This window comes from Bdellovibrio sp. HCB290, from assembly GCF_047305925.1.
Taxonomy (GTDB): domain Bacteria; phylum Bdellovibrionota; class Bdellovibrionia; order Bdellovibrionales; family Bdellovibrionaceae; genus Bdellovibrio.
The window spans coordinates 2442818-2456116 of the sequence record NZ_CP178620.1 but is presented as its reverse complement, the minus strand read 5'-3'; the positions used below and the strand labels follow the sequence as shown (position 1 = coordinate 2456116).

14 protein-coding genes are annotated in these 13299 nt (G+C 46.3%); 8 read left to right on the top strand and 6 right to left on the bottom strand.

What is annotated here, in order from left to right; genetic code table 11:
• Window positions 1–10: 10 nt before the first annotated feature.
• Together trxA and ACLVWU_RS12090 are read left to right on the top strand one after the other, a co-directional pair.
• Window positions 11–337 (top strand): thioredoxin, encoded by a 327-nt coding sequence (gene trxA / locus ACLVWU_RS12095; protein WP_413574989.1) that lies wholly within the window; start codon window positions 11–13, stop codon window positions 335–337.
• A 185-nt stretch (window positions 338–522) separates the two neighbouring features.
• The gene (locus ACLVWU_RS12090) at window positions 523–1242 is read left to right on the top strand and encodes a hypothetical protein (RefSeq protein WP_413574988.1); all 720 of its coding nucleotides are present in this window, start codon (window positions 523–525) and stop codon (window positions 1240–1242) included.
• Between the two features lie 72 nt (window positions 1243–1314).
• Here the strand turns inward: ACLVWU_RS12090 and ACLVWU_RS12085 are convergent, their stop codons facing one another.
• A complete protein-coding gene (locus ACLVWU_RS12085) occupies window positions 1315–2043 on the bottom strand; it encodes a lytic transglycosylase domain-containing protein (RefSeq protein ID WP_413574987.1) in 729 nt (242 codons plus the stop codon).
• 301 nt (window positions 2044–2344) lie between these two features.
• Here ACLVWU_RS12085 and ACLVWU_RS12080 point away from each other — a divergent pair, with 301 nt between their 5' ends.
• Window positions 2345–3853: a MerR family transcriptional regulator gene (locus ACLVWU_RS12080; protein WP_413574986.1), complete on the top strand. Its 1509-nt coding sequence runs from the start codon at window positions 2345–2347 to the stop codon at window positions 3851–3853.
• 126 nt (window positions 3854–3979) lie between these two features.
• Window positions 3980–4363: a hypothetical protein gene (locus tag ACLVWU_RS12075; RefSeq protein WP_413574984.1), complete on the top strand. Its 384-nt coding sequence runs from the start codon at window positions 3980–3982 to the stop codon at window positions 4361–4363.
• Between the two features lie 56 nt (window positions 4364–4419).
• On the opposite strand, the gene ACLVWU_RS12070 is transcribed toward ACLVWU_RS12075, so the two are convergent.
• Window positions 4420–5181 (bottom strand): Mut7-C RNAse domain-containing protein, encoded by a 762-nt coding sequence (locus ACLVWU_RS12070; RefSeq protein ID WP_413574983.1) that lies wholly within the window; start codon window positions 5179–5181, stop codon window positions 4420–4422.
• A gap of 110 nt (window positions 5182–5291) precedes the next feature.
• Between ACLVWU_RS12070 and ACLVWU_RS12065 the strand changes: the two genes are divergently transcribed.
• Window positions 5292–5525, top strand: a complete 234-nt coding sequence (locus ACLVWU_RS12065; RefSeq protein WP_413574982.1) for a hypothetical protein — start codon at window positions 5292–5294, stop codon at window positions 5523–5525.
• A 44-nt stretch (window positions 5526–5569) separates the two neighbouring features.
• Here ACLVWU_RS12065 and rodA read toward each other — a convergent pair whose 3' ends face one another.
• Genes rodA through mreC form a run of 4 tightly spaced genes read right to left on the bottom strand, consistent with a single transcriptional unit; the run spans window position 5570 to window position 10285 of the window.
• Entirely contained in the window at window positions 5570–6694 is a 1125-nt protein-coding gene (gene rodA / locus ACLVWU_RS12060) for a rod shape-determining protein RodA (protein WP_413574981.1), read from the bottom strand.
• A gap of 2 nt (window positions 6695–6696) precedes the next feature.
• A complete protein-coding gene (mrdA, locus tag ACLVWU_RS12055; RefSeq protein ID WP_413574979.1) occupies window positions 6697–8691 on the bottom strand; it encodes a penicillin-binding protein 2 in 1995 nt (664 codons plus the stop codon).
• Window positions 8688–9224: a hypothetical protein gene (locus tag ACLVWU_RS12050; RefSeq protein WP_413574978.1), complete on the bottom strand. Its 537-nt coding sequence runs from the start codon at window positions 9222–9224 to the stop codon at window positions 8688–8690. The genes mrdA and ACLVWU_RS12050 overlap by 4 nt, the downstream gene beginning before the upstream one ends.
• Window positions 9221–10285, bottom strand: a complete 1065-nt coding sequence (gene mreC / locus ACLVWU_RS12045; RefSeq protein ID WP_413574977.1) for a rod shape-determining protein MreC — start codon at window positions 10283–10285, stop codon at window positions 9221–9223. Before mreC ends, ACLVWU_RS12050 begins: the two co-directional genes overlap by 4 nt.
• A 132-nt stretch (window positions 10286–10417) precedes the next feature.
• Between mreC and ACLVWU_RS12040 the strand changes: the two genes are divergently transcribed.
• From ACLVWU_RS12040 to ACLVWU_RS12030, 3 genes are all read left to right on the top strand, one after another.
• Complete coding sequence (locus ACLVWU_RS12040) at window positions 10418–11452, top strand: SurA N-terminal domain-containing protein (protein ID WP_413574976.1); 1035 nt, start codon at window positions 10418–10420, stop codon at window positions 11450–11452.
• A 4-nt stretch (window positions 11453–11456) separates the two neighbouring features.
• Window positions 11457–12095, top strand: coding sequence for a hypothetical protein (locus ACLVWU_RS12035; protein ID WP_413574975.1), 639 nt, complete (start codon window positions 11457–11459; stop codon window positions 12093–12095).
• A gap of 95 nt (window positions 12096–12190) precedes the next feature.
• The gene (locus ACLVWU_RS12030; RefSeq protein ID WP_413574974.1) at window positions 12191–13264 is read left to right on the top strand and encodes an endonuclease/exonuclease/phosphatase family protein; all 1074 of its coding nucleotides are present in this window, start codon (window positions 12191–12193) and stop codon (window positions 13262–13264) included.
• Window positions 13265–13299: the final 35 nt, after the last annotated feature.

Genomic DNA, 13299 nt, shown 5'->3' with positions numbered 1-13299 from the left:
CGGAGGCCTTATGGGCGTTAATACTACAGCAGTAACAGATGGTTCTTTTGAAACGGAAGTTTTGAATTCAACGACTCCAGTTCTTGTCGATTTTTGGGCTGAATGGTGCGGTCCTTGCCGTGCTTTGGCTCCAAAGTTGGAAGAAGTGGCAACTGAGTTGTCTGGTAAAGTTAAAATCGTAAAAGTGAATGTGGATGAGAACCCAGCGACTCCTTCCAAGTACGGCATTCGTGGTATTCCGGCGATGTTGCTATTCAAAGGTGGCAGTGAAGTGGGCCAGCTTGTTGGCAACCACCCTAAAGATGCTATCGTGGATTTCCTGACTAAAAATACATAAGTCCACTGGGATCTGTTTAAAAAAATTAAAGTTTAGAAGAGGGATCTTTTTCAAGTTCCCTCTTTTTTTTGCATAAAATCGACACTTTTTGTTGCAGTGGTTACATTCTTTCACACAAGTTAGATTATTTGCCTTATACCCTATTCGTGGTACTAATAAGAACTAGCAATAGGTAATGGGGCTTTATGGAAACCGCTTTAAACTCTGAAAAAACAACTGAATCAAATCCGGCAAGGGATTCTTACCGTAAATCGTTGATGCAGTTTCATTCGTTGTTAACGAAGGCTCGTGCTTTAAAAGGCGATTATCCGGGCTTGGCTTTTGATAAGATGGCAGCTGCCCACCAGGAGCCGATTGCACAAGCATTGGCGGAGTGGGTTGAGTTTTTCCAAATGCATTGTACTGGCGAAGTGATTTCAGAAAAGCAGTTTTTGTGGCGCTTTTTGAAAAGATTCCGTTTGAAGGCCCACCCTGACTTTTTTAGTTCAGTGGATGACGAGACTTGTTTTGAAGTCGTGGATACGGAAGGCCGCCAGACATTCCGAAGTATTTCAATGATGGACTGTTGCAGTTATTCGTTGGACGAGTTGGTATCCATTCCATGGTTTGATTTATTTAGCCGCAGTCAAAGTATCAACGATTGTTATCTGGGGTTTCAAAAACAGGTAACGGATGGAACTTTGAAACACACGAATTTGGAAGGTATCATACCTACTCATCAGGTTTTTGAAAATTTTGGTTTCGAAAAACTGGTGATCACAATGAAGCCGCTGTTTTTGTCTCCGATCTATGACATGGATGACAATGTTGTGGGTGTGATCAGCGCTGTGAAGATTCTGGATTATCACAGCCGTCGCACGGAAAACCGTGACCGTCTGATCGCAGAACTAGCCGCAGTTAAGTAATTTTGTAAGTTTCTAATAATGAAAAAGCCCTTGGTTCTCACCAAGGGCTTTTGTTTTTTCAGGATTCAGATCTTAGTTTGTTGCAACCGTTGTGCGAGTAACTTGAGTGTTGGCAAGCTTGTTATAGAACTCACCGTAGTTTTTCATTACGCGGGAGTTGTATTCAGCGGGCATCACATTCTTGGCAACCAGGCGGCGTACGTTTTTTGGGCCCATGTTGTAGGCGCTTACGTATTTGTTGGCTTTGCCTGGGAACTGCTTACGAAGGTAATCCATGTAAGCGGCACCAATGCGCACGTTGGAAACCGGGTTTTGCAAAGTCTTTTTACCTTTCCAAGCGATACCATATTTATTGGCAATCCACTCGGCCGTGTCCGGTTTGATTTGCATAAGACCAATTTCACCGAAGGAACCTACGATCAATGGATCGAAAGAACTTTCAGTTTTAATGATCGCAAGCACGAAAACCGGATCCAAGTTGTACTTGTCAGACTCAGAGATAATGACGCTGGAAATGTCGCCTGCGCGGTTTTTCCATTGTGGAGCCAGGTAGCCCTGAACCTTTTCATAGATCATCACATTAAGTGCTGTGCGACCTTCAATCTTTTGCGCGTTGCTGCCTTTATAGCGGCCACCCAAAAGCTCTTTTGCATGAGCTACGCGTGAAGCTTCGTTGACAGTTTCAACTAGTGGGAGCTTTAGGATCTTGCTCCAGTCAACGAATTCGAAGTTATTAAATAGAGCCATTACTAGAGTGGCGGTGACTAAAGCGAGTGTCGAATTGAGATGTTTCGTTTTCATTTCCCGTCCTCCTGTTACTAGCTAGGTAGTTCAAGGGTCGGGCCAAGTGGTTAAGTCTGCGAAACTGTTGAAGTCCTTTTATGAGGCAGGAATCAGATGGAACGTAGGCGAATGTGAGGTAGGGGGTGTCTACCAATAACTCGACAGTGTCAGATCATTAGTTAGTCAAAACGGATCAACTTCTCAGCCTGAGACATCCCAAAAGGTACGCCGTACCTTTTGGGGGTGCGGCGCGTCTGGAGACGAGTTTTTTTCTTTATTCTGCCCCAGGGGCAGGTTGGAGGCTTATATTTACGAGGTCATGATGAAGGATTGGTTGTCTGTTGGAGAGTTTGGGAAGAAGACGGGGCTTAGTCATAAGGCTCTGCGGATCTATGAGGAAAAGGGGTTATTAATTCCCCATTCCCGTAGTGAGGGGCAGCACCGTGTTTACACTGAATCACAATTAGAGACGGCAAGGAAGATTGTTCAGTTCAAGGACTGGGGATTTTCCTTGGAGCAGATCAAAGTGCTTTTGATCGAAACTAGTGAGAGCACTTTGAAAGAACTTTTGGAGAGACGTCTTCAGGAGAGTCGCACTGCTGCGGTTTCTATTACTCAACAGATTAATGCCTTGATATCAGTATTGGCCTCCTTAAACGCCGGTCACGAGCTGACTGAGCTTGAAAGGAGTCAAGTTATGGAAAATCTGTTGGATAGAAGTGTTGGCAATTTAAAACGTCGTGGAGTGGTTGATCAGGAATCTCACGCCAGAGTCGAACGGGAAGTCTCTCTTTACTCTAAAGACAAAAAAGCCCTGGTCGCAGGAGTTCGCAACATCGTGGACTATGCGAAAGCGAATGATATTTTGCTGGGGCCTGGGCGAGGAAATTCGGCCAGCAGTTTGGTTTTATATTCGGAAGGCTATGGACACTTTAATCCTTTGAAGTACGGATTGGTGCCTGAGTATTTTTCAGCGGCAAATTGTATCTGGATTGATGTTGAGTATTCCCGCAGCCATGAAATCGGAAAAATGGCCGAGGAGTTGGCTCGGAATTCAGAGCTTCAAGTCTTTGCTTTCCGCAGTCCGGTTTTGGATATTTTAAAAGATGTGCAGGACAAAGTCGGCAAGATTGATTTTGACTCTTTCAGTGATGAAGATCCCATGATCCTAACGGCTCCGGAAAGACTGGGGCTTGCGGGGTTGTATGGTGTTGAATACAGCGAAAATTATCATGCATTTAAAAAGTGGGATAAAGAGAATCAGAAAAAATTCTCCTTAATGCATCTGGACTTTGAAGCACTATATGCAAACAGACCATTTGAATCTGTATTGGATTTCATGGTTCGAACCAGCTTGATCGGCACCTATAGATTGCCTAAACTTGAACTTTATAATTCCCGTAAAGAAGGTAACTACGTTTCCGAATATCCGGAGCTTAACGATACACGGGGAGTGCTGGCGTTTCACGAGGATTGGGATCGTATTCTTTCCCGGGTTGCTGGAATTCCACTCACTGAAGCCTCGGCAATTCGTAAACGTATTATCAGTGAGATAATTGCGGATAAAGAGCCTGTTTCTGGTCAGGAAGTTCGAAATCTCGTCAGCGACCAAAAAACCGCGAATTTCCTGTTGGAGAACGTGCATACGAACTTCATGAAGGCCCATGCTCTGACGGTTTGGTGGTATTACAAACGTACGGCGATTTTAAAGTCACTATGGCCTAAAGAGTATATGGCTGCCATAGAGTGCTGGGAGCAAAAGCACCAGATGTGGTGGCAGGAATTTGGGGTTCCATTCCAGGATGGAACTGTTCATTTAAAGGCGTAAAAATTACCTAAAAACAGTGCGTTGGATGGATTTTTAGCTGGTCATAGGCTATCTCTAACGGTTCAATAAATATACAAGTACTGCGGCTGGGCCGGAGTGTTTAAATCTGAACTTAGGAGATGGCCTATGAAATCACTTTTGGTTGCTTCCCTTTTGATGATCGCAACAAGCGCACAAGCTTCTTTCCTTTGCACAAGCAAAGAGATTCGTGACGATGGTAAACCAGCATACGGTATGACTGTGAACGAATCTGAAACTGTAAACACTCACGTGCAAATCGCTATCTGGGCAACAGGTCGCGCTTCTGAAGCTGAGCAGTTTGAATGTGTTCGTGAATCCACTGACTACGGCAACGGTCGTACTTCCCAATATAAATGCGAAGCGAATGGCGATAAAACTCTTCAAGTTTACGCACAACGTTCCGGTCAAAGAATTTCTGCAACCGCAGATTTGAAATCTCCAGCAGGACAATTGATTCTTTCAAGCATGTACTGCAAATCTATCCAGTAGTTTTTAATTCAATTTTGAAAACTGAAAGCCGCATAATTGTTATGCGGCTTTTTTTTTCAACCGGCCAAAAACCTGACGACGTCGTCGCGCAGGTTTTTCATACTTTCAAAGTGGCTGCCTTCCCAGTAAACCCTTTGGCATTCGGGACAGATAGAAAATTCAGTGTAGGTTTCTGCCACCAAGGGTGGCACCTGATCCAGAATCTGCTCCTTAGCCACGGGTTCCAGGGGAGTATTATCGTGAAGACAGCGCGTGCAGAGTTTGGTTTCGCTGCCTAAATCAAAGCGTTTCATCACTTCCAGAATTTGTTCCTGGGGGATGTCACTGCGAACAAAGTAACCGCGATCAACTTCGCGGCGTTTTAGTAAGTTCCGGTCTCGGGTCAATAGGATGCGCTTTTCAAACTTGGAAATCCGCGCCAGCTCCACATCATCCTGCAGCCAGCGATCGTAAATGACATCAAAGCCCATCATGCGTAGCAGATGGGCCAGTTTCCCCAAATTCACATCGACGATGAATTTTGCATCCTCGCGCTGAGTGCGCAAACCATCCTGGCGAAGCAATGTCACGTTGCCTACATCGATTTCCTCAAACATCGGATAGACGCTGACTCGATCACCATCTTTAATCAGATAGGTGAACGGCCGGCTGTTGCCATTGACTAAAATTAAATCTATTTCAGCATGGGGAACACCCAAAGATTCGATGGCATCTTTCACGGTCGTTGGTTGAAAGGTTTGAAAGACCACTTCTTGGTGTCGGTGCATTCGAGGCAAGAAATCATTCAGATCGTCATAGAATCTTAATAGAGCTTTCATATTTTGATTTTATTCGGAAATCCGAAACCTCGCGAGGCCTGTGCCAAAACGCAAGATTAAGCATGTCTTCACTGGCAAGGTTATACTAGAAACATAGGGTCGGAGGTCTTATGGCCACTTCAATTAGACAAAGAATGTTTTCAGATAATTTTTCGAAGGAAAAATTCGAAGATCCTGGAATTCCACAGCGCGAGCCCAAAGAAATTTCGGGCGTTCACGATGCCAATCAGAAAAAAGCCGAAGAAGGAGTTCAGGTTCAAAAAACTGACTGGGATCAACCAGACGGGGAGTATTCAGAGGTGATGGACAGTGAGGGGCATCGCGTCCGCATAAATCACTACTGACGGAAATAAAAAAGGCTTCGAGAGAACTCGAAGCCTTTGATTTTTTAAAACAGGTAGCGGCGGTAGGCGACGGAGGAGATTAATCCCAGACCGGCCATCGTGGTGAGCATACTCGATCCACCGTAAGATAACAGCGGTAACGGAACCCCTACGATTGGCAAAAGTCCGATCACCATTCCCAGGTTCACGAACATATGCCAGAAGACATAGCAGAGGACCCCCACCGTCAGGAGTGCTCCGAACTTATCCCGGGCGTTCGTGGCAATACGAATTCCCGTGATGAAAAGGTAACAGAATAGACCGATAACCAGGATAGAGCCGACGAAACCGTGCTCTTCCGAAAGAACTGAATAAATAAAGTCGGTGTGACGCTCTGGAAGGAACTCAAGCTGTGACTGCGTTCCTTTCATAAAGCCTTTTCCAAAGAAACGACCTGAACCAACTGCGATTTTTGATTGAATCGAGTTGTAACCCGTACCGCGTGGATCGCTTGTCGGGGAAAGGAAAGTCAAAACACGATTCTTTTGGTAGTCATGCAAAACGAACTTCCAGGCAATTGGAATTGCCACGATACCAGCCGCAATGGCAGTCACCACAATCCAGCGACGAACTTTTGAAAACAGCACCATGGAGCTACCGATCGCTGCCAACATCATCGCCGTTCCCAAGTCGGGCTGCTCGACAACCAGAACGAATGGAATACCCAGAACAAACAGCGGGCCTACCATTTCTTTAAAGCCCATGCCTTGCCCGTGAGTTGTTTTGGTTGCCAGGATTTTGGCCATCAACATGATCAACGCCAGTTTCATGGTCTCGGAAGGCTGATAGCGGAAGAAGCCCAGATCAATCCAGCGTTGTGCACCCAGTGCCACCTTACCAAAGAAGGTCACATATAAAATGGCACCCAAGTTCAGGAAGTAAATAATCAGGGCGATCCGGGTGACAATGGCATAGTCCAAAATCGTCATGACCAGGAAAACCGTCCAACCCACAACCAACCACATTATCTGGGAGATGAACAGGTTGGAAACATCCACGGAGCTAGGTCCGTGGGTTGCACTATATAGATTGATCAAACCAATGATGTTCAATCCCAGAATCACGGCGATAAAATTAAGATCCAATTTTTTGAAGAGCGTTCTCTCTTCAACGTGTAAAGAACTAAACACGATTATTCTCCCTCAGTCGTGGCCGCAGGTTCGACCTTTTTCTTAACGCCTTTTTGCTTAAGGGCATTGGCGATGATATCCGGATGGTATTTCTGGAAGTAAGCATTGTAGATGTCGCGGGCAATTGGCACGCCCCCGGTATTACCGTGGCAGGAATGCTCCGCCAAAACGGCTACTACGATTTCCGGATTTTCAGCTGGTGCATAAGATACGAACCAACCGTGATGTCGCATGTGAATCGGGCGAGCCGTACAACTTGCGTGGATCTGATCGGCCGAGAAACCCATGACCTGTGCCGTACCGGTTTTGCCGGCGAATTCCACGCCAGGAACTTTCCAGTAACGGGCCGTACCGCGAGGACCATTGGCAACCAGACGCATACCTTCCTTTACAACCTTAAATGTTTCCGGAGAAATTTTAATGCCGTTAGGTTGAGGCTGCTGCAAATCACGAACAACTTGCGGGAAGTTTTCACGCAATACTTTTCCGTCCTGATCAAGGACTTTGCGAATGATAAACGGTTTAACAACCTTACCTTCAGTCGCAATGGAGTTGTAAGCAATAGCCATAGAGATCGGAGTTGTCGTTACGAAACCCTGACCGATCGCTGTACTTAGATTTTCCCCAGGCTGCCATTCTTCGCCCACCGCGGATTTTTTCCAAGCCGAGTTCGGCATGATACCGGAAACTTCGCGGCTCAGCTCGATCCCGGTCTTCTGACCGATACCCATAGGATTGATGTAGTCGTACATCTTATCAACGCCCAACGCGATACCCATTTTATAGAAGAACACGTTCGAACTTTGTTCGATGGCCTGGAAGACCGTGATATTACCGTGACCTTGTTTTAAAGAGTCATGGTATGGACGGCGACCAAAGTAAAACACACCCGGTGCTGGTACGATTGTGGTTGGAGTGATGACTTTCTCACTTAATGCCGCCACGGCAACCAGAGGTTTAAATGTTGATCCCGGAGGATTGTGATCCTGGATCACCTTGTTACGAAGTGGTTTGAACGGATCATTGATCAGACGTGACCAAGTCGACGGAGTAATTCCCGTGGAAAACTCGTTCGGATCAAAGGACGGAGCCGATACCCACGCCAAAACTTCACCGTTTGTTTTCATCACCAGAATGCTTCCGATGTGACCACGAAGATCGATTCCTGTAACCGTAAAGGCCTTGTAAGCGGCTTCCTGAATGTCACGATCGATAGTCAAAACCGCGTTGTTACCGTGAACCGGCACCTGATCGCGAATTTGTTCGCCGTAAATATTAGGAGTCTGAGTCACAGCCTCGCGGCCATGGGCATCGACTTGAATAAAGCTGATACCATCAGTTCCGCGAATGTCGCGTTCTAACGTTTCTTCAAGTCCGCTCTTACCAATGATATCCCCTTGGTCAAACTTCATGAAGTCTTTGTATTGCTCATTGAAGATAGGAATTTGACGTTTGGAGATCTCGCCCACGTAGCCAAACAGCTGTGCGCCGTTTTCGCGTAGTGGGTAGTAACGCACGATGGATTCACGGATCTCAAGTCCCGGAGTATCCAGGCGTACGCGCTTCAGACGGAAGACCTCTTCACGGCTTAAGTTTTCCTTAAGACGGATCTGCGCAAACGGACCATTTTGACGACGGCTCTTTTGGACCTTCTGGATGACCTTCTCTGGATCCATTCCCAAAATCGGACCAATGGTTTTTGCCAGGTCGGGAAGTGCTTCAATATATTGCGGAGTTAACAGGACTTCAAAACCCGGCAGGTTTTCCACCAAAACTTTTCCATCACGATCCAGCATCAAACCACGGGGTGCCGTGATTTTATTTTGCTTAATACGATTCTTTTCCGAGAACTCGCGAAGTTCATTACCGGAGATGATCTGCAAATACCACAAACGCATAGTCAAAACCGTGAACGTCAGAGCGATCACGATATAAAACATTCGATAGCGGCTGTGGTATTCCTTAGCCTCATCAGGATTACTGACGTAAGTACTCATAGATCCAATCCTCCCGGCTCATGAACAAGCTCGTCTTGAGTGAGCTTGTCGATTCTTGCCAGGATCCAATACATCGGAAGGGCGAAAGACGGCGTCAGAATGATCTGCACCAGACGATCGACAATCTCGAAACTAGCAGGGTTTTTCTCCAATACCATAGAGAGTAGGAAATAAATAAGATGGTAAGCCACTGCCGAGAAACCACACATGATTGTATAATATCCGGCGCCACTCCAAAAGACGCGACTTTTGATTCCATAGACCAAGGTAAATAAAATCAAAAGTGAGAACAGCATCATTTTAAGGGGCATACCTGTGAATATGAGCAAAATCGCACCCATTGCATAAATCGTGAAGATTGCCGGGAAGGGTTTGCGATAAAGAGTCAGGTACACCATCAAATTCAGCCACAAAAGTGGAGCTGGGACATTGCCGAAGAACTGAAACCACAGCGTGGCCTGGATTCCTGCAACAAGCAGCAAAACCGCCAGCAAAATTAAAAAATTCAAAGTCGCATTCCAGCGGATTTTCACTGTTGAGTCTCCTGAGGTTTGGCTGCTGGAGACGGTTTCGGTTTCGCTTTTGGAGTTGTCGCAGGTGCGCCTTGCGCAGCTGGGGAAGTGGCTGGCGCTGTTTCGGGTTTTTTCAAAGTTGGTGTCGTAGTCGTTGCCGGTTGATTCACTGGGGGAGCTTCCGTGCCTGGAGTAGGTGCTGTAGCAGCGGCAGCTTCTTCAGCACCGACTGCGGCCTGAGGAGCAAACTTATCGCCGAAATCCTCTTTTGAGGAATCCAGAATGATGAAAACTTCTTCAACTTTGTAAGGATCTACAACCGGACGCAAATCCACCTTCAAGGAGACGCTGAAGGTTTTTCTTTCCACGGATTCAACGATCGCAACCGGGAAACCTTTAGGGAAGATATTGTCCAGGCCGCCAGTAACAACCAGGTCGCCCTCTTTCACGTCTTCCGTGCGCTCGACATATTTCAAGGCACAGCTTGTCTGGCTTTTGCCTTCGACGATACCGTGAGCGCGGGTTCTTTGTACGATACCGTCAACCACAGCATAACGATCTGTGATCAGCATCACGTGGGCAGTGAAGGGCTCCGGTTTAAAGATATATCCCAGGACGCCAGCAGTGGTGATAACAGCCATGCCGCTTTTCAAACCATCCTGAGTCCCTTTGTTGATCGTGACCGTGTTGTGATCAATCACCAGGTCGCGACCAATCACTTGCGCCGAAGTCAGTTTCATTTTGGTGGTTTGTTTGAATTCCAGCAATCCACGCAGGCGATCATTTTCGATCTGCAATTCGTTCATGGATTGCAAGCGGCTTTGCAGCTCGTTATTGGTGCTCTGCAGATCGGCGCTTTGTTTCTTAATATTAATCAAGTCCAAGTACATTGCTGTTGTGTCCTTCACTCCGTGGCTGAAGCCAAAGAATGTTTCGGACACAGCACTGCCTAACATGCTGAAAGGCTTCACCAGCCAATGGGATTCTTGAGGGCGTTGCTGCATGTTGATGGAAATGAGTGGCAAAGCCAAAACGATTCCGATGAGCACAAGTTTTTTGAGATCAAAGTTGAAAAAGTTCAAATGTCACCTACCTAATACTTTCCAACGCTATCAAAAGAGTTAAGGAATTCAACAATTTCCCCTTGAAAATTTATAAAAATAGTTGGGTAATGAAGCGGCTTGTTTTGAAGACTGTTTCAGGAAGGAATATTTATGAGCGAAAATTTAGCAGATAAAATGAAAAGAAAGCTCAATGCAAAGAGCACTGTGGCGATTCTTTTGTTCGGCGCGATCATTCTTACTTTCGTATTCACAGGGGCTCCTGGCGGATTGAGCATGGGCGTTGGATCTGTAGCACGTGTGAACAACGCGTTGATCTCCGTTGCTGACTTCCAAAACGAAGAAAACCGCGTTTCAGAGTACTATAAATCGATCTTTGGAAATCAAATGGACTTTAGCTCCCAGCGTCAACTTCTTCGCCAGCAGGCGATCGAGAATTTGGTGCGCATGGAGCTGGTTTCTCAAGCTGCTCAAAGTGAAGGCATTTTGGCCACTGACGCAGAAGTTCGTGATTTCATCGTTAAAGAGGTGCCGTTCTTCCAACAAAATGGTCAGTTCCAACGCGAATTCTACACTCGCTACCTGGAAGGTACACGTACTTCACCGGGTGACTTTGAAAGCAAAATCAGAAAAGACATTGCGAACATCCGCACGCGTCACTTGTTTGAGATCGCAAGTCGCACTTCTGCTGCTGAAACAGCAAAAATGCAGGAACTTCGTGGCAGCAAAATCAACGTGGCATTCGTAAGAATCGACGAAGAAGCAGTGACGAAAGCAATGACCAAAGAAAAAGCGGAAGCTGCGATCAAAGCTTTGGATGAAGCTTTGGCAAAAGGCGACGAAGCTGCTGTTAATGCTCAGTTGAAAGAGATGAAAGCAACATGGGATGAGACTGGTTTCGTAGAAATCGGCGCTGATTCCTTCCCTAAAATCACCAGCCGTGTAGCAACGGATTCTATTTTTGAATTGAGCAAGGAGCAGCCGGTTTTGAAACGTCTGGTTCGTGATGGCAATCAAAAATTCGTATTGAAATTAAAAGAAACTAAAGTGGAAGGTGCTAAATCCCTTGAGCCAATGTCACTTGAAATGGCGCAAAAGCGTCGCGGCGATGGCATGTTTGAATCCTGGATTAATCAGTTCCGCAAAGAATCTCACGTGACTATGAACAAACAAGTATTGGACATGTAATCCAATGCTTCAGTTCGTACGAGAGATTCCAATTTCCATCGTACTTCAATCAGCCTCGTCCGCAAGACGGGGCTTTTTGTTTCATATGGCTGTGGGGTTTTCCAAACCCGTAAGTCCCTTGTCAGGAATGACCGTCAATTTGATGGTGGTGGATTCGTGGCTGGGAAAGTTAAAAGCCGATCTTGAAAGCACAGTATTTCAATCCAAGTCCGATAGCTTGAGTCATGCATTCGCCGAAGTGATGGCGGTGGCAAGGTTGAATCTAGTCGAACAGTGTGAAGTCGAAGATGCCAAGCTTATCAGTATTGATTTCCGTGAAGAACGGGGCTGGGGATTTAGTTGGCAGCATTTGCAATCTCCACAGGAAATGACCGTCAGGCATGCACATTTTCTTGAAGCCTTTCTGCAAAGCTCTGCTGACTTTGGCTTGCTAAAAGTGGAGCTGGCATGGGCTCGGGTCGCGGATTGCGAAGCTGATTTTGCTCATGAGGGCTTTAAGATTTTAAAAACTCTCAGTGCACGAAGTCTTTCTGAGCTGACGCTGAAGCTTGCGCCGTTGAAAGAAACTCGTCTTTCAAGTGGCAGTTATTTGCAGGAAATACACGTTAGGCACCTTTCGGATCAGTACACTTTGACTCTCTAAAGGCATATATTCGAGTCGGAGTGACTCTTCGCGTTTTCAGTCGATTCTTGATTCAAACCATGAGCATACTCGCCGGAACTTTCGGGGGAGGGTTCATGAAGGCATTGCTTGGCATTTTGATGATGTTGTCAGTGACTGCGGCTCGGGCAGAGATGGTTTTAACACCAACTCAGACGCCAGAGTTTTGCATGCAAAACTTCAATGCCTATGGCCCGTTGTATGCTCCAAACACTTCAGAAAGAATGGAGTGGATTGGTTCCTTGCTGCAAGCGGCCCCGCGATGCGGTGTAATTCAGCTTCAGGAAGTCTGGAATAGTTCCAATATCGATCAAATCGAAAATGCCCTGAAGTACAATTATCAAATCAGTTCTCCAAATCGCGACAATAAAATCGGTGTGATGTCTTTGTTTGACGGTGCCATCAAAGGTGCCTGGACTTACCAATTTAATATCAACAATCTGGGCGGTTTTCTGGATGAGATCCGCGAAACTTTCGGCGTGATGAAAGCCTTTCACATTGTTCAGGCTCAGCTGCCTGGAATGGGCGAGGACTTTTATTTCGTAAACACTCACTTGCACCCGACCAGCACCGAGATCCGCATCACGCAAATCATCGATATGTTGAACTGGCGTCTGCAAAATCCGAATTTAAAAATGCTGATGTCAGGTGATTTCAACGCCAACGAAAAGTCTTTTGAACGTGAATTTATGATGTCCCTGATGGGGCTTCATGATTCATTTGCTGAAGCGTTGGGGGGAAGTTATCCGCCGGGGTATTGTTCTTATTGTGAAACCAATCCGCACAGCTGGATGTCTGGTAATCACATGTTGGATTATATTTTTGTTTCCAATGCCGGAGGGGCGAACACCCGTATTCAACCAGTGGCGGGTGAACTGAATATGCGCGGTCCATTGCGAGAGCCCTTGTCAGATCACTATGGCGTGCGCGTCAGTTTCAAGCTTGCACCCGGTGGTTCAGACTCTTTGACAGGTTCACAATGGATTCAGCGTCGGGATAAGGCTTTGGCGCTTATCGGCCAGGCTCAACAGATTCTGGTGGACTACGGCGACCGCGATTTGAAGCCCTATATCGCGGAACTACAGAATTTCAGTGATCAAATTCAGACTCAGCAGGGTCCTTACTATCAATATTTTGGACAGTTCCGATAGAAAATACAAACCGGGGCCTATTTGGCCGGATTTGT